22 protein-coding genes are annotated in these 25,608 nt (G+C 63.2%); 8 read left to right on the top strand and 14 right to left on the bottom strand.

Annotation, left to right across the window (positions count from 1 at the left end; translation table 11 throughout):
* Positions 1-89: 89 nt before the first annotated feature.
* Positions 90-1,616 carry a helicase HerA-like domain-containing protein gene (locus tag V7660_RS02440; RefSeq protein WP_335601534.1) on the top strand — a complete coding sequence of 509 codons (1,527 nt, stop codon included), beginning with the start codon at positions 90-92 and terminating at the stop codon, positions 1,614-1,616.
* A 6-nt stretch (positions 1,617-1,622) separates the two neighbouring features.
* Here the strand turns inward: V7660_RS02440 and V7660_RS02435 are convergent, their stop codons facing one another.
* The 5 genes from V7660_RS02435 to petA all read right to left on the bottom strand — a co-directional run bounded on the left by V7660_RS02435 (position 1,623) and on the right by petA (position 6,622).
* Positions 1,623-2,531: a hypothetical protein gene (locus V7660_RS02435; RefSeq protein WP_335601533.1), complete on the bottom strand. Its 909-nt coding sequence runs from the start codon at positions 2,529-2,531 to the stop codon at positions 1,623-1,625.
* A 73-nt stretch (positions 2,532-2,604) separates the two neighbouring features.
* Positions 2,605-3,483, bottom strand: coding sequence for an S-methyl-5'-thioadenosine phosphorylase (locus V7660_RS02430; RefSeq protein WP_335601532.1), 879 nt, complete (start codon positions 3,481-3,483; stop codon positions 2,605-2,607).
* 81 nt (positions 3,484-3,564) lie between these two features.
* A complete protein-coding gene (locus V7660_RS02425; protein ID WP_335601531.1) occupies positions 3,565-4,557 on the bottom strand; it encodes a cytochrome c1 in 993 nt (330 codons plus the stop codon).
* Between the two features lie 18 nt (positions 4,558-4,575).
* Positions 4,576-6,033, bottom strand: coding sequence for a cytochrome b (locus V7660_RS02420; RefSeq protein WP_335601530.1), 1,458 nt, complete (start codon positions 6,031-6,033; stop codon positions 4,576-4,578).
* A gap of 16 nt (positions 6,034-6,049) precedes the next feature.
* On the bottom strand, positions 6,050-6,622 hold the full coding sequence (gene petA / locus V7660_RS02415) for a ubiquinol-cytochrome c reductase iron-sulfur subunit (RefSeq protein ID WP_335601529.1): 573 nt from the start codon (positions 6,620-6,622) through the stop codon (positions 6,050-6,052).
* A gap of 188 nt (positions 6,623-6,810) precedes the next feature.
* Between petA and hemF the strand changes: the two genes are divergently transcribed.
* Together hemF and V7660_RS02405 are read left to right on the top strand one after the other, a co-directional pair.
* A complete protein-coding gene (hemF, locus tag V7660_RS02410) occupies positions 6,811-7,695 on the top strand; it encodes an oxygen-dependent coproporphyrinogen oxidase (RefSeq protein ID WP_335601528.1) in 885 nt (294 codons plus the stop codon).
* Positions 7,696-7,879: 184 nt separating this feature from the next.
* Positions 7,880-8,320, top strand: a complete 441-nt coding sequence (locus V7660_RS02405) for a TspO/MBR family protein (RefSeq protein ID WP_335601527.1) — start codon at positions 7,880-7,882, stop codon at positions 8,318-8,320.
* On the opposite strand, the gene V7660_RS02400 is transcribed toward V7660_RS02405, so the two are convergent.
* The 4 genes from V7660_RS02400 to V7660_RS02385 form a co-directional block, all read right to left on the bottom strand.
* On the bottom strand, positions 8,301-9,521 hold the full coding sequence (locus tag V7660_RS02400; protein WP_335601526.1) for a CCA tRNA nucleotidyltransferase: 1,221 nt from the start codon (positions 9,519-9,521) through the stop codon (positions 8,301-8,303). The two genes, V7660_RS02405 and V7660_RS02400, sit on opposite strands and share 20 nt — an antisense overlap.
* Positions 9,508-9,993 carry a DUF6111 family protein gene (locus tag V7660_RS02395; protein WP_335601525.1) on the bottom strand — a complete coding sequence of 162 codons (486 nt, stop codon included), beginning with the start codon at positions 9,991-9,993 and terminating at the stop codon, positions 9,508-9,510. Before V7660_RS02395 ends, V7660_RS02400 begins: the two co-directional genes overlap by 14 nt.
* Before the next feature lie 75 nt (positions 9,994-10,068).
* Positions 10,069-10,689, bottom strand: a complete 621-nt coding sequence (locus V7660_RS02390) for a CoA pyrophosphatase (RefSeq protein ID WP_335601524.1) — start codon at positions 10,687-10,689, stop codon at positions 10,069-10,071.
* Between the two features lie 6 nt (positions 10,690-10,695).
* Positions 10,696-11,283 carry a DUF1285 domain-containing protein gene (locus V7660_RS02385; protein WP_335601523.1) on the bottom strand — a complete coding sequence of 196 codons (588 nt, stop codon included), beginning with the start codon at positions 11,281-11,283 and terminating at the stop codon, positions 10,696-10,698.
* Between the two features lie 74 nt (positions 11,284-11,357).
* On the opposite strand from V7660_RS02385, the gene V7660_RS02380 reads away from it, so the two are divergent.
* The 4 genes from V7660_RS02380 to V7660_RS02365 are packed head-to-tail and all read left to right on the top strand — an operon-like array spanning position 11,358 to position 18,131.
* Positions 11,358-12,356 carry an AAA family ATPase gene (locus tag V7660_RS02380; RefSeq protein WP_335601522.1) on the top strand — a complete coding sequence of 333 codons (999 nt, stop codon included), beginning with the start codon at positions 11,358-11,360 and terminating at the stop codon, positions 12,354-12,356.
* Positions 12,357-12,367: 11 nt separating this feature from the next.
* A complete protein-coding gene (locus V7660_RS02375; protein ID WP_335601521.1) occupies positions 12,368-13,234 on the top strand; it encodes a DUF58 domain-containing protein in 867 nt (288 codons plus the stop codon).
* Positions 13,231-16,086, top strand: coding sequence for a DUF4159 domain-containing protein (locus tag V7660_RS02370; RefSeq protein WP_335601520.1), 2,856 nt, complete (start codon positions 13,231-13,233; stop codon positions 16,084-16,086). Before V7660_RS02375 ends, V7660_RS02370 begins: the two co-directional genes overlap by 4 nt.
* The gene (locus tag V7660_RS02365) at positions 16,083-18,131 is read left to right on the top strand and encodes a hypothetical protein (protein ID WP_335601519.1); all 2,049 of its coding nucleotides are present in this window, start codon (positions 16,083-16,085) and stop codon (positions 18,129-18,131) included. Before V7660_RS02370 ends, V7660_RS02365 begins: the two co-directional genes overlap by 4 nt.
* A gap of 191 nt (positions 18,132-18,322) precedes the next feature.
* Here V7660_RS02365 and V7660_RS02360 read toward each other — a convergent pair whose 3' ends face one another.
* Positions 18,323-18,973, bottom strand: coding sequence for a hypothetical protein (locus V7660_RS02360; RefSeq protein ID WP_335601518.1), 651 nt, complete (start codon positions 18,971-18,973; stop codon positions 18,323-18,325).
* 177 nt (positions 18,974-19,150) lie between these two features.
* On the opposite strand from V7660_RS02360, the gene V7660_RS02355 reads away from it, so the two are divergent.
* Positions 19,151-20,815, top strand: a complete 1,665-nt coding sequence (locus tag V7660_RS02355) for a KAP family NTPase (protein WP_335601517.1) — start codon at positions 19,151-19,153, stop codon at positions 20,813-20,815.
* A gap of 457 nt (positions 20,816-21,272) precedes the next feature.
* Here V7660_RS02355 and V7660_RS02350 read toward each other — a convergent pair whose 3' ends face one another.
* The 4 genes from V7660_RS02350 to V7660_RS02335 all read right to left on the bottom strand — a co-directional run bounded on the left by V7660_RS02350 (position 21,273) and on the right by V7660_RS02335 (position 25,446).
* Positions 21,273-21,944, bottom strand: a complete 672-nt coding sequence (locus tag V7660_RS02350; protein WP_335601516.1) for a nitroreductase — start codon at positions 21,942-21,944, stop codon at positions 21,273-21,275.
* Between the two features lie 78 nt (positions 21,945-22,022).
* Complete coding sequence (locus V7660_RS02345) at positions 22,023-22,514, bottom strand: GNAT family N-acetyltransferase (RefSeq protein ID WP_335601515.1); 492 nt, start codon at positions 22,512-22,514, stop codon at positions 22,023-22,025.
* A gap of 153 nt (positions 22,515-22,667) precedes the next feature.
* Positions 22,668-23,315 (bottom strand): redoxin domain-containing protein, encoded by a 648-nt coding sequence (locus V7660_RS02340; protein WP_442910008.1) that lies wholly within the window; start codon positions 23,313-23,315, stop codon positions 22,668-22,670.
* Between the two features lie 37 nt (positions 23,316-23,352).
* On the bottom strand, positions 23,353-25,446 hold the full coding sequence (locus tag V7660_RS02335; RefSeq protein WP_335601513.1) for a protein-disulfide reductase DsbD family protein: 2,094 nt from the start codon (positions 25,444-25,446) through the stop codon (positions 23,353-23,355).
* Positions 25,447-25,608 lie beyond the last annotated feature (162 nt).

Genomic DNA, 25,608 nt, shown 5'->3' with positions numbered 1-25,608 from the left:
TCGCCCCACGTCAAGAGCCTGCGCCTGTGCCCTTGCCGAATCCGGTGAATTCTCTAGCGTCGCCTCCTGTATGGAATGAAGGGGACAGGATGATGGAATCCATCTTTATCGGCGGCGCGGATGCAGATGGCACGGGGCAGCCGAATGTGGCGCAGGACCTGTTGCTGAAAATTGCCAACCGTCACGGCCTGATCGCCGGCGCAACCGGCACCGGCAAGACCGTCACCCTGCAAAACCTTGCTCAGGGCTTTTCCGATGCAGGCGTTCCTGTCTTCTGCGCCGATGTGAAAGGCGACCTGTCCGGTATCTGCATGCCCGGCAGCACCGACCACAAGCTGCACGAGAAATTCGTCGCGCGCGCCAACAAGATCGGCCTCGGCGACTATGACTATGCCGCCGCGCCGACCGTGTTCTGGGATGTGTTCGGCGAGAATGGCCACCCGATCCGCACCACCATCTCCGAAATGGGCCCCCTGCTCCTGTCGCGTCTGATGGATCTGACCGAAGCGCAGGAAGGCGTGCTGAACATCGCTTTCGAATATGCCGACGACAATGGCCTCCTGCTGCTCGACCTGAAGGATCTGCGCAAGCTGCTCGTCCATATGAGCGACAAGGAAGTGCGCGACGAACTCAGCAAGGAATACGGCAATGTGGCCTCCTCCTCGCTTGGCGCCGTGCAACGCAATCTGCTGGTTCTGGAGCGCGAGGGCGCAGACTTCTTCTTCGGCGAACCGGCGCTGGAACTGCCCGACATGATGCGCACCCACACCGACGGGCGCGGCATCGTGAACGTGCTGGACGCCACGCGCCTGATCAACAGCCCGAAACTCTATTCCACCTTCCTGCTCTGGCTGCTGTCGGAACTGTTCGAGCAGCTGCCGGAAGTGGGCGATCCGGACAAGCCGCGCCTCGTCTTCTTCTTCGATGAAGCCCATCTCCTGTTTGATGATGCGCCCGGCGCGCTGATGCAGAAGATCGAACAGGTCGTGCGCCTGATCCGCTCGAAAGGCGTCGGGGTCTATTTCGTCACGCAGAACCCGCGCGACCTGCCGGAAAGCGTGCTGGCACAGCTGGGCAACCGGCTGCAACATGCCCTGCGCGCCTACACGCCGGCGGAACGCAAGGGCGTGCGCGCCGCCGCCCAATCCTTCCGCGAAAACGAGAATTTCGACACCGAAGAGGTCATCACCCAGCTGGGCGTCGGCGAAGCGCTGGTCTCGACGCTGGATGCCAAGGGCGCCCCGAGCATTGTGCAGTGGACGGTAATCCGTCCGCCTGCCTCGCGTCTCGGCCCGGCCACCGACGCCGAACGCAAATCCATCCAGAATGCCAGCCCCGTCGCCGGAAAATACGAAAAGGCGATCGACCGCGAGTCGGCCTATGAAGTGCTTGAGGCGCGGGAAGTGAAAGCCGCCGAGCAGGCAGAAGAACTGGCCAAGAAGGAAGCCAAGGCGCAGGCGGAACTCGACAAGAAGAAAAAGAAAACCACCACGCGCCGCCGCAGCTCGCGCCGGATGAGTTCACTCGAAAAGGCCGGAAACCAGGCGGCCCGCACAGCCAGCCGGGAGATTGTCCGCTACATCCTGCGCGGCATCATGGGCACATTCAAACGCTAGTCCGGATCAGTTCGGCAGACGGCCCGCTTCGGCATCGTCTTCCGCATAGGCCTCGTCCTCGTCCGGCAGATCCTCGTCCATGGCCTCGATCTCGGCGAGGGCCGCATCCATGTCCCCGGACTCGGCCATCTCTGGCGCGGCCTCGTAGGTGTCCTCGAATTCCTCGTCGATATATTCAGACGCCTCGTCCACGCCCACAACAGCCATGACCTCTTCGGTCTTCGGCTTGCGCTTCCAGAAGGGTGCATGTGGGTCGGCCTGCCGGTCATACCGCATACTGTAATATTCGTGCGCGGTATGGGTCAGGGGGCGCGGCGTCAGGTGCAGGCCATACTGGCGCAGGCGCTCGACCACTTCATCGCGCAAATGCATACCGGGGAAGGAATGCGCCGAAAAGCCGTGCGCCTTCATCCAGTCACGCACATGCCAGCTGCGCACCATGCCGGCCTCGGATGGCCGTACACCGGCATGTTCTTCCCACATATAGAGCGTCGCAATGCCATTGATCGTGGCGTCCATCGCATCATCAAGAGCCGGCGTCAGGTCGCGCTTCTGGGCCAGATAGGCCCGCAACGCCATCTTGCGTGCTTCCAGTTCCTGATAGGTCGCGCCAATCACGGCGATCGCATTGCGATTGGTCCGGATCAGCGAGGCGTTCACGCCGTCCAGCTGCGGATGCTGTACCGGCAGCAACACGTCCGGCCCAGCTTCCTGTGTGTCGACGATCTGGGCGACCTCATTCACCATGCGCTGCAGATTGATTCGCATTTCGTGGCTGACGCCGTCGAGGGCTGAGATCGCGCCGTCGCGCTCCTCATCCCTGAGCCGCCAGAGCTGCCAGGCGATCATCAGCGCTGCGGCTATCAGCAGGCCGAGCCCGCCGGTGAAGAATGTGTAGAACTGCGCTTCACTCATTCTGAGATCCCCTCAACGCGTACCCCGTTTGCCATGCCTCCCCGCACAGCGCCCGGTTAAGTGTTGGTAAACCTTAGCCGTTGAGGGCGCGCCCGGCAATCACCTGAAGCCTGCTGAGCAGGTCGGGGTCGCGCGCCTGGGGCGCGGTGATCAGCGCATGGTCCAGACAGGTGTCGGTGCCGTTGGGGTCCGGGGTCCGCTCGGTGCCGGACAGGGTTTCTGCAAGCCAAACAACAGCCTTGCGTGCCAGGGCGCTGTTCTGGCCCATGACTTCCAGCACATTCGTGACCGAGACCGCCTCGGTTTCCGCCCGCCAGCAATCATAGTCTGTGACCATGCAGAGAATGGCGTAAGGCAGCTCGGCCTCGCGCGCGAGCTTGGATTCCGGCATCGCCGTCATGCCGATCACGTCGCAGCCCCATTGGCGATAGAGCTTCGATTCGGCAAGCGACGAGAATTGCGGGCCTTCCATGGCGAGATAGGTGCCGCCGCGATGCATCTTCGCGCCGACTGCCTCCGCCGCATCGGCCGCCAGGCCGGACAGGCGCGGGCAGACTGGCTGGGCCATCGAGACGTGCGCCACCATGCCGGGGCCGAAGAAGGTCTTGTCGCGCGCAAAGGTGCGGTCGATGAACTGGTCCGCGGCAAGGAAATGGCCGGGCGCATATTCTTCCTTCAGGCTGCCGCACGCCGAAATGGAGAGGATGTCGGTGACGCCGGCCGCTTTCAGCGCGGCAATGTTCGCCCGGTAAGGCACGTCAGTCGGCGTCAGGCGATGGCCCCGTCCATGCCGAGGCAGGAAGACCAGCTCCACCTCCCCTATCCGGCCCCGCACCAGCATATCGGATGGCGCCCCCCAGGGGGTCTCGACACTTTCCTCACGGCGGTCTTCAAGACCGTCGATCTCGTAAAGGCCCGATCCGCCGATGATGCCGAGGGTCCATTTGCTCATATGCTGCTCCGGAATAAGAAAACCCCGCCCTTGGATCAGCCAGGGGCGGGGTCGTCAATTCAAAGCTCTGTCAGCCGTCTGCTAGTGCTCGACATTGCGCCAGATGCGCTTGTAGGAGAACCAGAGCAGGATCGCGAGGATGCCAAAATAAACCATTACGGCAAGACCGAGCGATTTGCGGTTGGTCTGCTTCGGTTCACCGGCCCAGGCGAGGAATTGCGCCACATCATGAGCCATCTGCTCGACAGTTGCTTCGGTGCCATCGCTATACTCGACGCGGCCCGGAATGAGCTGCGGCGGCATGGCGAGGAAGCCGCCCGGAGGCGCATGGCGCGGGTCGCCCTCGAATTGCGGCACCGTGTCGCCCGGCATGTACGGATTGTAGTACTGGCCGGCATTCTGGATCAGGTAGCCTTCATAATGGTCATCACCATGACCGATATGCAACTTGGACGTGTCGATCAGGGTCTGCACTTGGGCAGGTGTGTCGTCGCTCGGATCATCCGGCGTGCCGCCATCAGAGGCTTCGGCCACAACGCGCTCGGAATAGACTTCCTCATCCGGATAGCCTGACAGCAGGCTGTAGACATAGGACGCGCCATCATGACGGGCCTTGTAGATCACCGACAGGTCCGGTGGCACAGCCCCGCCATTGGCTGCGCGCGCCGCATTGTCGTTCGGATACGGGCTGCGGAAGGTGTCAGCCGGCGTCGCCGGACGGAAATCGAAGTCACCGGCGTCATTTGGCGTCGGGCTGAGGATTTCGTTCTGGGCCGCAATCGCCTTCACGAACGGGTTGTCGTTCGGGTTCGGATATTCCGGATCGTAGAACGGGCCGCCCGGATCGCCGAGATTGCGATAGCTGAGCAACTTCATCGAGTGACAGGACGAACAGATCTCCTGGTACACCTGATAGCCACGCTGCAGGGAGGGCTGGTCGAACTGACCGATCGCCTTCTCGAAAGGCCAGCCACCTTCCGGTTCATGCGGGTGAGCAGCGCCGCCGGCAGCATGTGCTGACGCGGCGATCATGAGACCGGCAAGACCGGCAGTAAGAATGCGGAACGCTTTCATGATTTTCCCCAAAGCTCCCTATTCAGCCGGTACGGCCGAGGCCGACGCCTTGTGGCGCTTCAGCACGGATTTATGGATCGATTCCGGCAGCTCTTTCGGCTTCTCGGTCAGGCCGAGGAAGAAAAGGAGCACGAAGAACCCGAAATAACAGAAGGTCAGGATCAGCGAGAAGTGACGGAACAGGAAGGTCGGTGCCGGCACGGCGGAGAGCGAGGCGTTCGCATCCGCTGGCAGGGTTTCCATGAACCGTTTCGCGTCGACATAGGCTTCATGGCCGCCCTTGTACTCGCTGGTCGCTTCCTGACCGTCAGCGGTGTAGCTGACCACCAGTTTCGGATCGCCCTGCATCGCCGGGATCACGGCATCATCAGGGTTGGCCGCGCCGCACCAGCCGAGCAGCAGGCAGACCGCGACAAAGCCGAAGAAGAACTGCTTGGCCACCGGACGGTAGCGCATGGACTTCACTTTCGACGTGTCGAGCCAGGGCAGGATGAACAGGACCGCGATGGCCGCGAACATGAAGATCACGCCGAGCAGCTTGGCCGGGATCGGGCCGAGATCGAATGTGATGGCACGCAGGATGGCGTAGAATGGCAGCAAATACCATTCGGGCACGATGTGCGCCGGCGTCACCAGCGGGTTGGCTTCGACATAGTTGTCGGCATGGCCGAGCACGTTCGGCGCGTAGAAGACGAAGACGGCAAACATGATCAGGAAGATCACGATCGCGAACGCATCCTTCACCGTATAGTACGGGTGGAACGGCACGGTATCTTTCGCAACGTCCTTCACCTCGACGCCAGTCGGGTTGTTGTTGCCCGGCACGTGCAGGGCCCAGACGTGGAGCACAACGGCCCCGGCGATCATGAAGGGCAGCAGGTAATGCAGGGCGAAGAAGCGCTGCAGGGTCTGGTTACCGATGGAAGGTCCGCCCATCAGCCAGGTCTGGACGCTCTCGCCGATCAGCGGGATCGCGCCGAACAGGCCGGTGATCACGTTCGAGCCATGATAGGACATCTGGCCCCAGGGCAGCATGTAGCCGAGGAAGGCGGTGCCCATCATCAGCAGGTAGATGACACAGCCGAGGATCCAGAGGATCTCGCGCGGCGCCTTGTACGAGCCGTAATAGAGGCCGCGGAACATGTGAATGTAGACCGCCAGGAAGAACATCGAGGCGCCATTGGCGTGGATGTAACGCAGCAGCCAGCCATATGGCACGTCGCGCATGATGCGCTCGACCGAAGCAAAAGCGCCGTCGACGCTGGCTTCGTAGTGCATGGCCAGAATGACACCGGTGACAATCTGGATGACGAGGCAGACAGCAAGGATGCCGCCGAACGTGTACCAGTAGTTGAGATTTTTCGGTGTCGGGAAATTGATCGCCGTGTCCTGAGCAAACCGGACCAGCGGCAAACGCGCATCAAGCCATTTCGTAAAGGCGTTGGTCGGCGTGTAGGAAGATTCGTGTCCACTCATCTGCGGTATCCTTCCCTTAAAGCGAAATATTGATCACGGAATCGGACACGTAATTGTAGTCCGGAACCGGGAGGTTTTTGGGAGCCGGGCCTTTGCGGATACGGCCGGAAGTGTCGTAGTGCGAACCATGGCATGGGCAGTACCAGCCGCCAAAGTCACCTGTGTTGCCCTGGGCCGGACCAACCGGCACGCAGCCGAGGTGGGTACAGGATCCGGAGGTCACCAGGATAGCGCGGTTCAGCGTGCCGTCCGCTTTCGCGTGGAGGCGCTCGTCATCGGTTTGCGGATCGCGCAGCGTGGTGACGTTGACGCTTTCTGCGGCTGCGATCTCAGCCTGTGTGCGGTGACGCACGAAGAAAGGCTTGCCACCGATCAGGACGCGAATTTCGCCGCCCAGCGGGATCTTTGAAATGTCGACATCCAGCGCCGAAGCCGCCTTGGTGTCCGCTGCCGGGTTCCACTGGTCGACGGCGACCCAGGCGAACATGGCTGCGCCGCCAAAAGCGGCCGCACCGGTGGCGATGTGAATGAAATTGCGGCGATCGTCGTCGATCGTCTCGCTATGGTCGTGTGCAGGTGTGTCAGTCACGCTTATCCCGTCCCTTGCGAAGGCAGAAATCTGGGCCCGTCATACAGGAGCCCGCCCCCTTGCACATTGCGGCAAGTGGGCGCGGGTGCCTCCCCATAAACTACTATCCGCAGCGCGTTATCCTGACTTGGCGCCTGTGACAACAGGGCGCTTGCAAGTGTCGCAGTCCATGCGCCATGTGTCGCGCCATGATGGATGGTGATCTCGAAACGAAGAAGACCCGCGCCCGCGACTGGTTCCGCGCGCTGCAGGAAGACATCTGCGGCCGCTTCGAGGCGCTGGAAGACGCCGCCGAACGGCCTCTGTATTCCGGCGAGCCCGGCCGGTTCGAACTGACCGAGTGGAAACGCGGCGACGGCAGCGAAGACCTTGGCGGCGGCCGCATGGGCCTGATGCGCGGCAAGGTGTTTGAAAAGGTCGGGGTTCACTTCTCGGAAGTCCACGGCACCTTCTCCGAGGCCTTCGCGGCGCAGATTCCCGGCGCGGACAAGTCCGAGGGTCGCTTCTGGGCCTCCGGCATTTCGCTGATCGCGCATCCTCGCAACCCGAAAGTGCCCGCCGCGCACATGAATACCCGCATGCTGGTGACCAGCCAGTCCTGGTTCGGCGGCGGCGGGGACCTCAATCCCCTGCTCGACTACCAACGCGATCAGGACTTCGAAGACAGTGTCGATTTCCACGCCGCCATGAAGGCTGCCTGCGACACGCATCCGGGCGCCGATTACACGCAGATGAAAGAGACCTGCGACACCTATTTCCATCTCGCCCACCGGGATGAGCCGCGCGGTACCGGCGGCATCTTCTATGATCGCTTCAATACTGGCGACTGGGAGGCCGATTTCGCCTTCACCCAGCAGGTCGGCATGCACTTCGCGGAGATCTACCCGAAACTGGTCGCCCGGCGCATGAACAAGACCTGGAGCGAGGCCCAGCGCGAGGAACAGCTGATCCAGCGCGGCCGCTATGTCGAGTTCAATTTGCTCTACGACCGTGGCACGACCTTCGGCCTGAAGACCGGCGGCAATGTGACGAGCATCCTCTCCTCCATGCCCCCCGTGGTGAAATGGCCATAGGCAGGCACTCTGCCGGGACGATTCCCGTCCGGAATTTGGGCAGGGGATCGAAAAATCGATGACGATCAGGGCATTGAGGGCCGAATTAACGTTTCGGAAATGACGAAAACTTCATTCGGAGGTATAAGCGTGGTCGATGGTGACCAGCGCGAAAGCCTTTCCCTGGGGGGCAGGGATACTGCTCTTGCTAGCGACGGTGACAGCCGCCGCGGCAGGAGCAGTGATTTCGGGCGGCAATTCTGACCCTTGGTACGACGCGCTGAACAAGCCGGTCCTCACCCCACCCGATATCCTCTTCGTGCTCGTCTGGCCGGCCCTGTTCGTACTGATGGCGGCGGGCGCCCTGCTGGTGCTGGAGCGGGCCGGTTCGTTCGACCGCGCGGTCAGTCCGCTTGGGCTCTACTACACCATGCTGGCCTTCAATGCGGGTTGGAGCCTCGCCTTTTTCGGGATGAATGAAGTGGCCCTGGCGCTCGGCGTTCTCGTGGCCCTCTGGTTGCTGATCGTGGCGATGATGCAGGATTTCTGGCGTTATTCGCACCTCGCCGCGTTGCTGCAGCTTCCCTATCTCGCCTGGGTCAGTTTTGCCGGTTATCTGAACGCGTTCATCCTGTTTGCGAACTGAGGCGCGCCAGCAGGACGCTGCGCGACAGGCTGAAATCCGAGGCGATCCAGTCTTCCTCCAGCGCGCGAAGGGTTTCGCCCACAGCCGGGCCGCTGAGCCCTGCCGCCAGCGCGTCCGCGCCGCCGAGCGGGAAGGCCGGTTTCTGCCAATCGGATGCGGCCACATGAAGGGCCTGATAGGCCTCGGCTGCGGAGATTTGCGCCGCCTCGATCAGGGCACGATCCAGCACGGTGCGCGTCCCGAAGCGATAGAACAGGCGCCGCAGCGCATCCGGCTGCGCGCCCAGAACATGGGTCAGCGCCGGGTCGGCCCAGCCGGTCAGGCGCTGGGCTTCGGCATTTGACAGCCGGAGGTGTGAGGTGACCGCCGCCACATCCCGCGCGCGGCGGGGCATCATGGCCATCAGGCGTTGCAGCGGGTCTGGCGTAAGGCTGGCCCCCTGCTCCACCGAGACCAGGGACGGCAATTCCGACGCGCTCGCGCCGGGCAGCACGGCTTCCAGCACGCCCGTCTCTTCCATTGCCAGCATGGCTTCGGACGGATCGGGCGCCTCCATCAGGCGTTTCAATTCCTTCCATATCCGCTCGGAGGCAATCTTTGCGAGCCCGTCCTTTTGCCGCTCACAGGCAGCAAGGCCCTCGGCATCCATGCCGGCGCCATACCAGGCATTGAACCGGAAGAAGCGCAGGATGCGCAGATAGTCCTCGCGCAGGCGCTGGTCGGCGTCACCGATGAAGATCACCCGGCCATCAAGGGCATCCTGCACCGAGTTCGGCACCACCTCATGCAGGCGGCCATTGGCGGCGGCGTAGATGGCGTTGAGCCGGAAATCGCGGCGCTCGGCATCCTCGGCCCACTCCTCGGTGAAGGCGACCACGGCGCGGCGACCATCGGTCTCGACATCGCGGCGCAGGCTGGTGATCTCGTAGGGGCGACCGTCATGGATGGCGGTGATGGTGCCATGCTCCAGCCCGGTCGGGATCGCACGAATGCCCGCCGCTTCCAGCGCCGCCAGGGTTTCCTCCGGTTTCAATTGGGTGGCGATGTCGATGTCATCGACCGGCACGCCGCGTAATTCATTGCGCACACAGCCGCCAACGAAGCGCGCGCCATCGGCACGCGCCGCCTCCAGCGCCGCCATTACGGCGCGCGTGCCCGGCCAGTCCAGCCAGGGCGCGCTCGTCAGGTCAGTCCGTGTCATCGTCCGGCCGCACGATCTCCGGTGTGTCGGCATCGGGATCCGGGGCCAGGATCACCGGCTCTTCCTCCCGGCGCGCGGCATCCTCGGTATCCGGCGCCGTTGCGCGGATCTCTCCGGCATCATGGACATCCTCGCCGGGTCCGGTCGCGCCCGTGGCCGAGCGGATACTGTCACGCTCGCGCGGCACCCCGACATTCGTCACGTCATGAATGCATGGATAATCGCGGGCCGGGATCAGCTTGCCATTCTCCATACGGGCCGGCTCGTGGCAGATGTCACGCTCCTTCGGCTCCATCAGGATCAGCACGAACCAGGCCACCGTGGCGAGGCCGATGCCGCACAGGAACAGGATGTTGACGGGCCATTTCCGCTTGCCCTCCTGTTCAGCATTCGTCGTCGCCAGCAGGTAGAGCCCGAACACGAGGAACGGGATCGAGAAGATGAATAGCTCGAAGACGATACGTCCGGCCAATGTGTCATTCCCTCCAATTGCTACACCCTAGATAAGGGGTGGATGGATTGAGCAAACCCCTAAAACCGGCCCGGATCAATCGTCGTACAGTGTATGATACAGTTTCCGAATGATCCCGGCGGTCACACCCCAGATACGAAATCCGCCATGCGGCATCTCGTAGAATTGCCGTTCCTTGCCCTTGTAGACGGCCCGGCCGACCTGGTGATTGGCGATATTCATGAGGAAATCGATGGGCGTTTCAAACACATCCGCCACTTCGGTCGGGTCTGGTCTGGGCTCGAAATCCGCCGGTAACAGCCCGACAACAGGCGTGATACGGAACATGGTGCCCGTGACATAGGGGGCGCTGCGCCCCAGTACGTCCACGTCTGACGGGTTCACACCGACCTCTTCCTCGGCCTCGCGTAGTGCCGCGGCGACCTCGTCCACATCGATGGGGTCGATCTTGCCGCCGGGAAAGGCAACCTGTCCGGCATGATTGGCCATCGTGTCGGGGCGCAGAGTGAGCAGCGCGGTCGGGCCGGATTTGCGCGGGATCACGCCGAACAGCACCGCCGCCGGGCGGATCACCGCCAATTCTTCGGGGGTCAGGAAGTCGAGGTCGCCATATTCGGTCAGCCGCCCTTCCCCGTGGGGCGGATCCAGCCGGTCCGAGACCCGCGTCAGGAAATCGTCCAGCCCGTTCCAGCTCATGCCGAATCAAGCCGCCGGGCCGAGGGGGAAGAAGACGCCCTGACTCCACACGCCCAGCGTGTCGGAGCCATCCGGCGCCGGCTCTGCCATATTGGCAAGCTCGTAGAAGACCGGCCGGGCAAGTTTGGCTTCGAGCTGTCCGCGCACCAATACATAGGGGGAAGGCTCTCCGGTTTCGGGATCGGTCTCGACGCGCAGCGGCGCGTCCGGCCCTGCCAGTGTCACATCGCCCAGATTGGTCACGAAGGCCAGCGTCTGATGCGGCCCTTCCTCGCCTGCCCGCTCCACGCGCACAGCGATGAAGGGCGCATCCGCGACATGGACGACGACTTTCTCATAGGGCGTGACCAGCCAGATCGAACCGTCTTCTTCCTTGCGCAGGATACGCGAGAACAGCTTCACAAGCCGCTCGCGGTTTATCCGGTCGCCATCATGCCACCAGCTGCCATCGGCGCGGATTTCCATGCCGATATCGGCCGAGCGGCCCGGATTCCACAAATGAACCGGCGGCAGCTTGCCCTCCACCTTGCCATCGGGAAGGATCGCTTTAAGCGTCTCTTCGAGACTGATTGTGGTTGTGGCACTGGAATTCACGTTTTGCTCCGCCATGATCCGGCCTTAGACATAGGTTTGTTTATTCAGATCGAAAACCCGGAGGCGCCCTTTTGATGGCCGATACTGACCAGGTAAGTGATGCAATCATCGCAGAAGCCGAATCCGCCGCCGAGACGCTGGCGCAGGTGAAAGCCGAAATTGCGAAAGCCGTGTTTGGCCAGGACCGGGTGGTCGAACTGGCTCTGGCCGCCGTACTGGCCGGGGGCCATGCCCTGCTGATCGGCGCGCCGGGCCTTGCCAAGACGCGCCTCGTCGAAGCGATGGGCACCGCGCTCGGCCTCGCCAATCAGCGCATCCAGTTTACGCCGGATCTGATGCCATCCGACATCATCGGCTCTGAAGTTCTCGACGAGAGCCCGACCGGGCAGCGCACCTTCCGCTTCCTGAAAGGGCCGATCTTCACCCAGCTGCTGATGGCCGATGAGATCAACCGCGCCAGCCCCCGCACCCAGTCCGCCCTGCTGCAGTCGATGCAGGAGCGCCATGTCACCGTGGCGGGTGTGCGCCATGATTTGCCCGCGCCCTTCCATGTGCTGGCGACCCAGAACCCGATCGAGCAGGAAGGCACCTACCCCCTGCCCGAAGCGCAGCTGGATCGGTTCCTGCTGAAGGTCGATGTGAACTATCCCGACCTCGACACCGAGCGCCGCATCCTGATCGAGACAACGACCGGCGATGACAATGTCGTCCGCCCGGCGCTCGACGCAGACCGGCTGATCGCGCTGCAAGGGCTCGTGCGGCGGATGCCGGTGGGCGAGAAGATCGTCTCGGCGATCCTCGGCCTCGTGCGCGATGCCCGGCCGGAACAGACCACCGATGAGCGCGTCAAGCGGCTGGTTGATTGGGGCCCGTCCCCGCGCGCCGGTCAGGCGCTGATGCTGGCCGCGCGGAGCCGTGCGCTGCTGCGCGGGCGTCTCGCGCCAAGCATTGAGGATGTCGAGGCGCTGGCAGAACCCTGTCTCGGCCACCGGATGGCGATGCGCTACGACCCGACGGGCGAGGCGCCGAGCCTGACCGATTTGATCAATGACCTTGCCCGGAAGGTGGCATAGCGACCCCTTATATGACTCCCTCCGCCGATCTACGTGCTGAGGCCGAGAGCCTTGCCCGCCAATTGCCCGGCCTGAACTTCAAGGCCGAAGCGAGCGAAGCCGCGCATATCGGGTCGGCGGGCCGACGCCGCGCCGGCACGGGCGAGCATTTCTGGCAGTATCGCCGCTATGCGCAGGAAGACGCGGCCGACCGGGTCGACTGGCGCCGCTCTGCCAAGGGCACGGAATTGTTCGTACGCGAAACAGAATTGGAGACCGCGCGCACGGTGCTGTTCTGGTGCGATGACGCACCCGGCTTCCGCTGGAAGGGCGACGGCGATTTGCGCACCAAGGCCGAAGAAGCCCAGCTTCTGATGCTTTCCATCGGCATTCTCATGTCGAAGGATGGCGAACGGATCGGCATGCTGGGCGCGGGCCGGACGGCCAGCTTTGGCAAGAAGGCGGTTGCACGCCTCGCCGAAGACCTGGAGCGCGGCACACATGGCCAGTTCCCCTCGCCACCGAAATCGGCGGCAACGATTATTCTGGCGTCTGACTTTTACGCGCCGCTCGCAGACTGGCAGGCGCGCCTTGCGCCGCTTGCCGCGAAATGCCCGGAAGGCGTGCTGCTGGCAATCTCGGCCCCCATCGAGGAAAGCTTCCCGTTTGAAGGCCGTACCAAGCTCAGCCGCCCCGGCACCGAGTCTGATCGCATCCTTGGCCGGGCCGAGACGATGCGCGAAGCTTACCTCCGTCGCTTTGCCGAACAGCGGGACGGATTGCGCAGACTGGCCACGCAAATGGGCTGGCGGCTGGTGACCCATACGGTCGGCCAGTCGAGCCTTGAAGGCGCCGCCCGGCTGAAGGCACAGGTCGAGACGTTCGGGGCCAAGGCATGACCTCTCTCGGACCGTTCCTGCTCGGCGCGCCCTGGGCGCTTGCCGCGCTTGCCGCACTGCCGATCATCTGGTGGATTCTGCGCGCGACGCCCCCTGCCCCCCGCCATGCGGAATTGCCGTCCCTGCAATTGCTCGACGGGATCGAGCCGCAGGAAGAGACGCCCGCGCGCACGCCCTGGTGGGTCTGGCTGATCCGCACACTGGCGATTGCCGCCGCGATCCTCGGCCTGTCCCAGCCGGTCTATGCACCGGGCGCGCAGACCGAGACGGTAGAAGGCACCGGCAGCCTGCTGATTGTCGTCGACAATGGCTGGCCGTCCGCGCCGCGCTGGCCGGACCTCGTCAATGCCGCCACCGCTACGCTGGACACGGGCAATCGCGACGCGCCGGTCCATCTGCTGCTGACGGCGCCGCAACAATTCAATCCCGACCCGGCCGAGCGCATTTCCCGCGCGGACATGACCAAGCGCCTGACCTCGCTGAGGCCGCAGGCCTGGGCCCCGGACCGCGCCGATGCACTGGACCGGCTGGAGGGGTCCGGCTTCAAACCCGACCGCATCTTCTGGGCCAGCGATGGCTTGCAGGGAGAGGACGGACAGGCCTTTGCCCGCGCGCTGTCTGATATCGCGCCGCTGACGGTCTATGCCGCCGCGCCGACTGGCCCGGTGGTGATCTCCGGCATTCGCTCGCAAACGGATTCCGTCACCGTCACCGCCCGCCGCGCCACCGGCCGGGGCATCGCGACGGGATATGTTTCCGCCATGACGATTGATGGCTCCGCCCTCGCCACGGCACCTCTCGACTTTGCCGATGGGCAGGCCGAAGCGTTGGCCGAGTTCACCATCCCCGCCGCCGCTCTGGCACGGGTCGCCCGGTTCAGCGTCACTGGCCAGCAGGGCGCAGGCACGGTCTGGCTCTGGGATTCCGCAGACCGGTCGCGTCGGGTCGGGCTCGTCGATGCCGGCAGCACGGCCCAGCCGCTGCTGTCGGACATGCATTATATCCGCAAGGCGCTGGAGCCGTTCGCGACGATTTCCGAGGGCAGTATCGAGAACCTTGTTGCCGCGTCCCCCGATGCGATCATCCTGAGCGATGTCGGACAGATCCTGCCGCAGGACGCCGAATTGCTGCATGCCTGGGTCGAGGAAGGCGGCGCGCTGATCCGGTTTGCGGGCCCGCGCCTTGCCGCGCAGGGAGATGATCTGCTGCCCGTGGCGCTGCGCCGCGCGTCGCGTGCGCTGGGCGGGGCGCTGGCCTGGGATGAGCCTCAAGCGATGGCAGCCTTTCCGGAGACCTCCCCTTTTGCGGGCCTGCCCGTGCCGCCGGATGTCCGCATCAAGCAGCAAGTGCTCGCCCGGCCGGGACCGGAGCTTGCGTCCAAGACCTGGGCGCGGCTGGCTGATGGCTCGCCCCTGGTGACCGCCGACATGCGCGGCGATGGCACGTTGGTCCTGTTCCACACGACCGCCGGGCCGGACTGGGCCGACCTTGCCTATTCCGGCACCTTCTCCCAGATGCTGCGCCGCTCGATTGCGGCCGGACGCGGCGAAGCGGTGGGCGATGCCGAGGGCGCCTATACGCCCTTCCTGACGCTGGACGGCTATGGTCGCCTGTCGACCGCCGGCGCCAATGCCGCGCCGCTGAAAGCCGGGGAGTTTGCGACGATCGACCCGTCCGAGGCGCACCCGCCGGGCCTATATCGCGGACCTGCGGGCACGCGCGCGCTGAATGCCGGCACGGGCAAGCGACCCCAATTGATTGCGAACTGGCCCGTCTCGGCGCGCCTGCTGGGCGATGCCGAGGCGCGGTCACTACGTCTTGCGGGGCCGCTGCTGACCCTTGCCGCCGTGTTGCTGGCGCTGGATTTGTTCATTGCCCTGTTCGTGGCCGGACGGTTGCGCCGTTTTGGCAAGGGTGCGGCGATGGCGTGTCTCGTGGCAGGCGGCGCGCTGGTCGCGATGCCGCCGCCGGAGGCCGCCGCCCAGCCCTTTCAGTATGAGCTGCTGCCGGATGGCACCTATCGCCGGATCGACACCAATCCGAAAACGATCCGCCTACCCTCGAATGGCAATGCGACGCAAAAGGAAATCGATGCCGCGCTGGAGATGCGTCTGGCCTATGTCGAGACGCCGGATGGCGGCCTGAACGCACGTACGCGCGCTGGCCTGTTCGGCCTCTCAAACATCTTGCGGCTGCGCACGTCGGTCGAGCCGGCCGATCCGCATGGCGTCAATCTGGAAACCGACGCGCTGGAGCTTTACCCGCTGATCTATTTCAATGTGCCGGACTCCATGCCGCCCCTGTCGGAGACGTCCATTGCACATCTGAACACCTATCTCCGCTCCGGCGGCGCGCTGGTGATCGATACACGCGCCGGGGGCACGATTGGCACACAGACGGATGTGACAAAACTGGAAACCCTGCTCGAGGGCCTCGACGCCCCGCCTCTGCAGACCGTCGGCGAGAACCATGTCCTGACGCGCAGCTTCTATCTGCTGGACGATTTTCCGGGCCGATATGCGCAGCGCAATCTCTGGATCGAACAGGCGGGCGATGCCAGCGCGCCGCGCGGCGACGGGGTCTCGCGCCTGATTATCGGGGATGCCGACTGGGCCTCGGCCTGGGCGGTGGATGAACAGGGCCGCGACCTCTATTCCGTGGACGGCGGCGCGGACCAGCGCGAGATGGCCCGGCGCTTCGGCGTCAATCTCGTCATGTATGTGCTGACCGGCAACTACAAGGATGACCAGGTGCATATCCCCGCCCTGCTGGAGCGGCTGGGTGGGAATGATGAGCCCCAGGAAAGTCCGGTACGCTTGCCAACCAATATTCCCGATGGAGGGCCGCAATGATTGACGCGACACGCCTCGGGTTTGAACCCTTCCTTGGCTGGCCGGTCCTGTGGGCGGTCGTGGCGCTCGCCGCACTGGCCTGGCTCGCCTATGCCCTGCTGCGCGGCAAGGCGTGGCTGACGCGGGGACTGGCGCTGACGCTGCTCGCGGCGGCGCTTTCGAACCCGTCGCTGGTGCAGGAAGAGCGCGAGCCCCTGCCCTCGGTCGCAGCGATCATCCTCGACCGGTCCGAAAGCATGGAGTTCGGTGAGCGCGAAGCGGCGGCCTCTGCGGCTTTTGCCGCGCTCAATGCCGAGCTGGAAGCCGACGCCTCGCTGGAAGTCCGCATCCTTGAGAGCGATCCGGGGGCGGACGGGACCAATCTCTATGGCGCGCTGGAAGGCCTGATGGCCGATGTCCCGCGGGACCGGATTGCCGGCGCGATCCTGATCACCGACGGGCAGGTCCATGATTTGCCAGAGCCAGACTCGGACGAGCGCCATATCGGCCCGCTGCATGGCCTGATCGTGGGCGACCCGAACCGGGGTGATCGGCGGGTCTCCATCGTGGACGCGCCGGATTTCGGCATCGTCGGCGAGATGGCGGAGCTGGTGGTGCGGGTGGATGATCCCGGCCTGCCCGAAGGGCGCGAAGTCGAGATCGAATTGTCAGTCAATGGCGGCACGCCGCGCCGGATGACTGTCACGCCCGGCGAAAACACAAGCGTGCCGATCGAGATCGAGCGGCGCGGCGAGAATGTCATCGTGGTCGAGACCCCGCCGGGGCGCGAGGAGCTGACGCTCGCCAATAACCGCACCGCCGCGACCCTTTCGGGGGTGCGCGACCGATTGCGCGTGTTGTTGGTCACCGGCAAACCGAACCAGGCGGGCCGGGTCTGGCGCGACCTGCTCAAATCCGACCCGTCCGTGGACCTTGTCCACTTCACCATTCTGCGCCCGCCCTACAAGCTGGACTATACGCCGACCGAGGAACTCGCCCTGATCGCGTTTCCGACCGAGGAATTGTTCGAGGAGAAGCTGGAAGAATTCGATCTCATCATCTTCGACCAGTATGAGCGCCGGGGCGTCATCACCCAATCCTACCTCGCCAACATGTCCCGCTATGTGACCGAGGGCGGCGCGTTGTTCATTGCCGCCGGCGAACCCTTTGCCGGGCCGGGCAGCCTGGCGCGCTCTCCGCTGGCCTCGGTGCTGCCTGCCTCCCCTACGGGGGATATCTATACCGGGGAATACACGCCGGAGCTGACGGAGCCGGGCAAGCGCCACGCCGTGACCATGCCGCTGGCAAGCCGCGAATGGGGTGGCTGGATGCGCTATATCGATGCCGAGGCGCAGGCGGGCGACGTGCTGATGAGCGGGCCGCGCGGCAAGCCGCTGCTGATCGTTGACCGGGTTGGCCAGGGCCGGGTCGGCATGTTGATGACCGACCAGATCTGGCTGTGGGCGCGCGGGCATGATGGCGGCGGGCCGTTTGCCGAACTGATGCGCCGCGTCGTCCACTGGATGATGAAGGAGCCGGAACTGGAGGAGCGCAAGCTGAACCTCGTGGCCGAGGGCGACACCGCGCGCGTCGAGCTGCGCACCCTGCTGGACAGCGCGCCGCCGCTCACCGTCGAGACGCCGGAGGGCAGCTTCATCGAGCCGCAATGGCGTCAGGACGGGCCGGGCCGGTTCGTGGCCGAGGCGCCGATTGACCAGCTGGGCCTCTACCGCGCCGAAGCGGGCGGGCTGGAAGCGGTCGCGCTGAACGGGCCGGCCAATCCGAAGGAATATGCAGACCTTCAGTCCACGACCGACGTGCTGGAGCCGCTGGCCGATGCGACCAGTGGCGGCGTCTTCCGCCTGAATGCCAGCGGCACGAATCTGCCGGAGATCCGCCGCACCGGGCCGCGCGGCAATGCGGCGGGCGGCAAGTGGCTCGGCCTGCGCGAGCGCGGCGCCTATGCCGTGCGCTCGTCTTCCAGCCAGCCGCTCCTGCCGGGCGTGATCGCCGCCGCCTTCCTGATCGGCCTGCTGCTGCTGGCCTGGCGCCGCGAGGGGCGGTAAGCGCTTCCTGCGTTCATCCTTCGACGTCGCTCAGGATGAGTCCGCAAGGGTGGCAGGATGAGTCCGGAAACCCGCCACCCGAGATCAGCTCATCCTGAGCGACGTCGAAGGATGGGCGGCGTCGAAGGATGTGCCTGCGGCCGGCGACGCGGATTCGCGCCCCGGCAAACGGGTTCACATTTCACGAGAAGTCAGGACGTGTCCGGCCAGTCCGCGACGGCGCGGCTGACAAGGCCCGGCAGGGCGCTGGCCACTGTGCCAAGCTCTGCGCCGAGGCGGAAATTGCCGGCGCTGGGCGGGCAGATCGGGCGCGGCTCTTGCCTTGCTTTCATCTGCGCCAGATGGCGCGCAAGCCGTTTGGCGGCAGGCGCGGGATCTTTCAGCAGGCGTTGCAGCGCAATGATGTGCGCGATCAGCGGCGCGGCCGGGACCGGCCCGGCGACGAGCGCCTTGGCGGTCCCCTTCCCCGCGAAGGCGTCCTGCCAATCCATGAGACCGGCGGAGCGCCGCCCGGTCAGGTTGAGGCGATGGACTGGTCCATAACTGGTCCCAAAAGTGTCCGTAACATCCTCTACCGTGTCGGCAAGCGCCGGGCGCGGAGCGGAGGCCGCCGCGTCGGCTTGGCCGGGACTGGCTTGTGGGAGAGGTGGCAGGTCCAGCGCCGCCGCCATCAGGATGATCAGCCGCCGGACAATCGTCTCGATGGCCTTCAGCCGCCCGCGCACCCTGGCGCGCACGCGCCGCGACACCGAGTCCGGCTCCAGATGCAGCCCGGCCTGCGCCCGCACATCCAGCACCGCGCCCTGCGCGGCCTTGAGCCCCTGTTCGATGAATGCCGCCATCCCGTTCATACAGGAGAGTTTAGGGGCGGGAGATATCAGACGGATTGGGAGAGGGTGGCATGAGATGACACCGAGAGCGATTCCGAAAACTCATGAGCGCGTCTAAATTCGCCTCGCATTTTTGGAAAAGTCACGTTGTTAGTGTACTTTTCCACTTAAGATAAAACGGAGCATTGCGTGACTATCGAACAACCGGACCTCGTCGATCGGGCAATCAAAAACAAAGAATTCGATCTGTTGAACAGAGACGTGTTCGTTGAGAACTTGATACAATCTTTGATTCAAAAACAGCTCAGTGACGACGGAACCGTCATAGGTTGCCGCTCTACCAGCTATGTGGTGGGTTTGACGGGAGATTGGGGAACGGGGAAGACATCAATACTGAATCTAACCGCCGCCCAACTACAAAATGAAAAACATGTTATTCCAGTGGTGTTCAATCCTTGGCTCTTTAGCGGGCGTGATGAACTAGTTGCAGGCTTTTTTGGTGAGTTGAGGGAAACACTCGGTCGGAATGGACAAGAAGCCGCCAGGCAAATCCGGGATCAGCTAGACAAATACTGGGGCGCAATAAAGTTTGTTGCAAAAACCGGCGCATTAGTCGCAGACTTAGTAGCCACTGGCGGTATCGCCAGCAATGTAGCCTCCAACATGGACGACATTACACTTGGACAGTCCAAACCTTTGTCAGCCCTCGAAGAGAAGCGCTCGTTGGAAAAAAAGATCCGACAATCAAACACTGCGATAGTCGTACTAATTGATGAGCTTGATCGCGTGGAAGACGACGAAGTACGTGCCGTCGCCCAGTTGTTGAAGGCGATTGGAGAGATAGAAGGCATTTCCTATTTAGTTGCGTATGATCCCAACCGGGTAGCTGACGCGCTCGGTAAAGGCAAAGGGGTGGATCGTATAGAAAGTGGGGAACGCTATTTAGAGAAAATCATTCAACACCCTATTCCGATACGGCCGCTCTTTGTGGAAGATGTAGAAACCTTGTTGGAACATTTCTTAAACTGGACCGAAGACATACCTGCTACGGCAAATACAAGACAGAACGAAATCTTAGAAATTCTTAAAGCAGACGTGCGCACGCCAAGAGAAGTAAAGCGGCTAGTTGGCGCATATCAGATCATAATGAAAGCTCTTCGCGGGGAAGTTTGCCCATACGATGTACTGGCCTATTCATGGATAATTACTAGAACACCGTCTCTACAAAAGGCGATATCAGAACACATAGAGGACTTGGTGGACGACCCATCGCAATCTACGATGCTAAATCGCGCTGTAGATACGCTAAACAATAGTAATACACCGACACCGGATGGTATTTTGGGCTACGGAGCCCTTCACTACGACCCCATACTGAGAAAAATGTTTCCAGCACTTGAGGGTGCTGCTTCAATTGACGAAAATGACTGGATGCGGATATCCTGCCGACAAAATCTTATCCGTACTCTGTATTTGGGGGACCCTCCAAGCTTGGTTTCACGGAAAGTTGTCACTCAAGTCTGGGAATTGCCGCAAGATGCTCTTTCACTCAAGCTTGAGGAGCTTAAGAGCAATGAACTCATCTTTCCGTTTCTTGACCGGCTATCCGACGTCTACGAAGAGTTGAAAGCCTCCGAAGATACAAAGTTCTGGTCCAGTATGTCCAATGCGGTCCGACGAAAGACCGACTGGATAGATCGGCCAAACGCCGAAAGGAATATCGTCGAGAATGCTGCATCACTTTTGCTCAGACATGGAAGTAGGGGCGGCGAAATCACGGAAAGAGTTCGCAATGTATTGAACGAACTGAAAGCGCACGACGATCTAAGTATACTTCCATACGTGCTAAGGTAGCATCTGTTTCATTTCGGTATGACTGTCCATTCCGCCGACAGCAGTACTGATGATTTGATACTCTCAAGGCATCAAGTTGAGCGGCTTCTTGAAACTGAACTACCTCGCTACGCGAACGCCATCTTGAATGGAACGGCGTTACGCCGACTTCCCAACGTAGCCGCGCTCTATGCGATTGCAAACAGTGGTAACTGGACATCCATCCTTCGAAATTCACTGACTGAACAGTTGAAGCAAAAAGACGCAATCACAACTTTCGCATGCTTGGTTCTCCCACCCGGGTTTGGTACGACCAAAAGTCATTTGGATGAAATTTTCAACGTGGAGGAAGTCTTGGATTTCATCGCACAACAACCACACGATTTCGTGTGGAATACTGACCCTTGGGTACGAGAGTGCTTTCTGCGTTTCAAAGCCATTCTAGATGGAAGTGATACCACCTTCGGCAGATAACCCCCTAAAATCCCCGAAACACCGCTGCTTCGTCTACGGACTTCCGGGTTGAGACGACGGCATTGGCCGGGAAGGTGTCGTCGGGCCAGCCCATGGCGACGCAGGTCTGGATGATTTGATCGTCCGGGATGCCGGCCTCTTCGCGCACGACGGGGCTCTGCATGATGCCTTGCGAATTGATCACGCAGCCGAGCCCGCGCGACCAGGCTGTGTTGACGATGCAATTGACCACGCCGCCACAATCAAAGGGCGGGATGTCGCCGCCTGCCAGCGCCTTGTCATAAGTGATGACGATGGAGACCGGCGCGTCGAACTGGCGGAAGCCGCGCAGCACCCAGTCCATGCGCTTCTCCTTGTCGCCGCGCTCAATGCCCATCGCCTGGAACAGCTGGACGGCGATCTCGACCTGGCGATCCCGGTGGATTCCCGCATAGGGCGGGCCCATGCGGAATTCGCGGCTGTCGGGCACGCCGGCGACATTGCGCTCGACATTGCCCTTGCGGATCCGGTCCAGCACCTCACCGGCCACGACATAGAAATTCCAGGGCTGGGAATTCATCGAGGTCGGCGCGCGCATGGCGATTTCGAGGATTTCGCGGATCAGCTCTTTCGGCACCGGCTTGTCGAGATATCCGCGAATGCTGCGGCGCGATTTGACGACCTCATCATAATTCATGGCCGGGGCCTCCCTTTGATCTGTTGTTGCATGAGCCCTAGCGCCCCTGCCCCAACGTCAAAGAAGCGGGAAGTGTGGCTAGGCGGCGGTGACAAGGCCGGAGAGCTGGGCGGCGTCGCCTGCGAGGCTTTTCACCATCACGCGGCGCGGGTCTTGCGGGCCGGGGAAGATGAGCTGGTGCTTCGGCGTGACGGTGAAGCCGATCTCGCCGAAATAGGCGGGCGCGCCGATCAGGATGGCGGCAGGCCAGCCTGCGGCCTTGCCGGCCTCCAGCGCCTCACCCGTGACCGTCAGGCCAAGGCGGCTGCCCCGGTGGGACGGGCCGACGGCGACGGGGCCGTAGAACAGGGCGCGGTCGCGGTTCGGGCCGACCTTGAGTGGCCAGACACGACAGACGGCAATCACCTTGCCATCGAGCACGGCGACGCGGTTCACCTCTGGCAGCGAGCGGGAAAATTCGCGCAGGCGCTCTGCCGTCTTGGCAAAATGGCCCGAGCCGAAGGTGCGCGCGAAGAGGTCTTCGATCGCATCGGCGTGGAGTTCAGGAGTTTCGGGCACAATCTGGAGCATGGCGAGCGCGTGTAAGGCGCATTGCCACCCGGTTCAAGCAACAGTTTCGTCATGTGCCGGATTGAACGCAGTACGTTTGCTGTATCCCTCTGCCCTGCGCCCCACGCTTGGGCCTGCCTCGGGGCAAACGCAGTGCGTTTGCTGTATCCCTCGTCAGTATTTGACCGAGCACCCATAGGGCTTGGAGCTTGCCATTTCGACCGGCTCCCCGGCGGCCACGCTCTGGATGGCGGCGGAGACATAGTTCGTGGCGGTCTCGATGTCGGAAACGCGCGCCGACGGCGTATCGTCAATCGCGCCCTGATAGGCGATCATGCCGTCGGCCGTGATGAGGAACATGTGCGGCGTGGTCTTGGCCTTGTAGAGGCGGCCAATGTCGCCGCTCTCATCGAGGATGACATGGGCGGGCGTGGCGCCGCGGCCCTCATTCATGTCGAGGACTTCCGCGCCAGTGCGGTGGCCCTGCTTGCCGGGGGCGGACGAGATCACCGACAGCCAGACGACATCGCTCTCGGAGGCATCGGTCTGCAGGCCCTGCATGTTGGCGGGCGGGACGGCATAATGTTTCTGCACGAACGGGCAGCCATCATTGGTCCATTCGAGGATCACCGTCTTGCCGGCAAAATCGGACAGGGAGATGGTCTCGCCCGTCGCGGTCGTGCCGGTGAAGTCCGGTGCGAGGACGGGTTCGCCTGCATCCGGGGCGGCCTGCGCGGTGGAGGCGATCAGGGCGCCAGCCGTCAGTGCAACGGCAGCGGCCATGCCCGCGGCGAGGGAAAAATTGCGTCGGCTCATGAACATGCGCGTCCTCCTTCAGGGTGGGATGGCGCCATCATGCTCATTCTGCCGTGACAAGTCCAATCACAAGCTTTTGTGAGAGCACTTCCGGCAGGACCTGCGGCTCGGTCGCGCCCGCCGGATACCAGAGATACATCGGCACGCCGGCGCGCTGGCGGCGCTTCAATTCCTCGGCGATGACCGGATCTTTCCGCGTAAAATCGGCGACGAGGAAGGCCACATCATGGGCGGCGAACGCCTCCTGCACGGCGTTCGATTTCAGCGTGGTCACCTTGTTGAGCTGGCAGGTGGCGCACCAGGTGGCGGTGAAGTCCACGAAGACGGGGCGGCCTTCGTCGGTCAGGTCGATGACGCGCTCCGGGCTCCAGGCCTCGGTTTCGTATTTCTCCGCATACTGGCTGTTGCCCTCCCCTGCCGCCGTCGACGAATTCGCCGTCAGCGCCGGATAGACAAGCCCCGCGATCATAGCGAGCGCCGCGAGCACTTTGGTGAGTGCGCCTCTGCCCCGCCTGGCCAGCCAGATGCCGAAGGCGATCAGTGTTCCGCCCGCTACGGTCCACGCCACGGCGGCCGGGCCGGAAACCGCGCCGAGGGTCCAGAGCAGCAGCGCGGCGGTCAGGAACATCGGGAAGGCGAAGAATTGCTTCAGCGTCTCCATCCAGCGGCCAGGCTTGGGCAGCAGGCGCGACAGGCCCGGCACAAAGCTGAGCACGAGATAAGGCAGCGCCAGGCCGAAGCCCATCGCAAGGAAGACGATCAGAACCGAGAGGGCCGGACGATCCAGCACCGCGCCCAGCGCCGCGCCGAGGAAAGGCCCGATACAGGGCGCGCCGACCACAGCGGCGAGGACGCCGGTAAAGAAGGCGCCCATCGAGCCGCTGCGCGAGGCAAGGCTGCTGCCGGTGTTCTGGATCGAACTGCCAAGTTCAAACATGCCGAGCAACCAGAGGCCGATGACGAACATGATCAGCGTCAGCACGGCAACGGTTGGGCCGTTCTGCAGCTGGAAGCCGAGATTGGCCGTGCCGGTGGCCTGACGGATCGCGATGATGGCGGCGGCCAGCGCGGCAAAGGAGAGGAGGACGCCGCCCGTGTACCAGAGGCCGTGGCTGCGCACTTCGCTTTCATGGCCGGACGCGACCGCATGCACCATGCCCATCGCCTTGATGGAGAGCACCGGCAGGACGCAGGGCATCAGATTGAGGATCAGACCCCCGATCACGGCCGCGATGGCCAGCGCGATCAGGCTCTTGCCGTCAGCGCCGGTAGCCGCGGCGCGCGCGGCGATGCCGGACGTATGCTCGAACACGGCCCCCTGCCCTGCGGTGAGCGTGTAGCCGGTGCGGGCGCCGTCTGCGGTCTCTACGACAATGATCCCTTCAAGGGGGCCGTCGAGGCTGTCATCGGCGGGTGTCAGGCTGAGGGTCGCGCCGTCGCGGCCGAAGCTGAGCGGCTGGTCCGCCGGATGGCTGATCTCGTGGCCGAAGGGATAGAAGCGAATGTCAGAGCCGGTATCGAAGCCGCCTTCGGTCTTCAGGCTGAGTTTCCAGGGGCTGTTGCTGGCATCGATCCGGGCCTCGCCCTCAAAGTCGCGCGGCGCCTTGGCGATCCATTTGCCGATCAGGGTCCCGTGGTCGATGTGCGGCTCACTCGGGCCCACCGGCAGGGTCAGGCTCACTTCGGCCGTTTCGGGAATGCAGATTTCCTCGCAGATCAGATAGTCGGCCAGGAAATTCAGCTGGACGCTACCCATCGCATCGGCAGGAATGGTGAGCGGGAATGGCAGGACGAGCTGGTCGTCATAGCCGTAATCCATGATCTTCCCGTCCACCACAGGCAGGAGATGGGGGATTGGCCAGACGAACGGGCCGAGGGCCGCTTCCGTCACGTCGCTGCCGTCCAGCACCCTCACCTCCGGCGGCAGGCCGGCGTCCCCGGCATTACGCCAATAGACGTGCCAGCCATCGTCGAGCTCCATCTTGATGGCCGCATAGAGAGTTTCGCCGGGCTCAACGCGGTCACGTTCGGCGATCAGTTCCACCATCGCCCGGCCGCCATCCACGGGCTGGGCGTGCGCACCCGGCATCAACGCCATCAGGGCGGCAAGCAGGGGCAGGATGAAACGTCTGATCATAAGAGAACCTTTGCACGGAGGCAGTCGTGATCCGCCATATGCCCGTGATCTTGTGCAGATTGAAGGGCCTCGCTCAATCGTGATGAGCAGGTGACCCCACTATGGCACCCACAAAAAAAAGCGGCCCCCGAAGGAGCCGCTTTCAGATTTGGATGCCAAATC

Origin of the sequence: Hyphomonas sp., assembly GCF_036964145.1 — a bacterium.
GTDB lineage: Bacteria > Pseudomonadota > Alphaproteobacteria > Caulobacterales > Hyphomonadaceae > Hyphomonas.
This window is presented reverse-complemented; position numbering and strand designations above follow the sequence as displayed.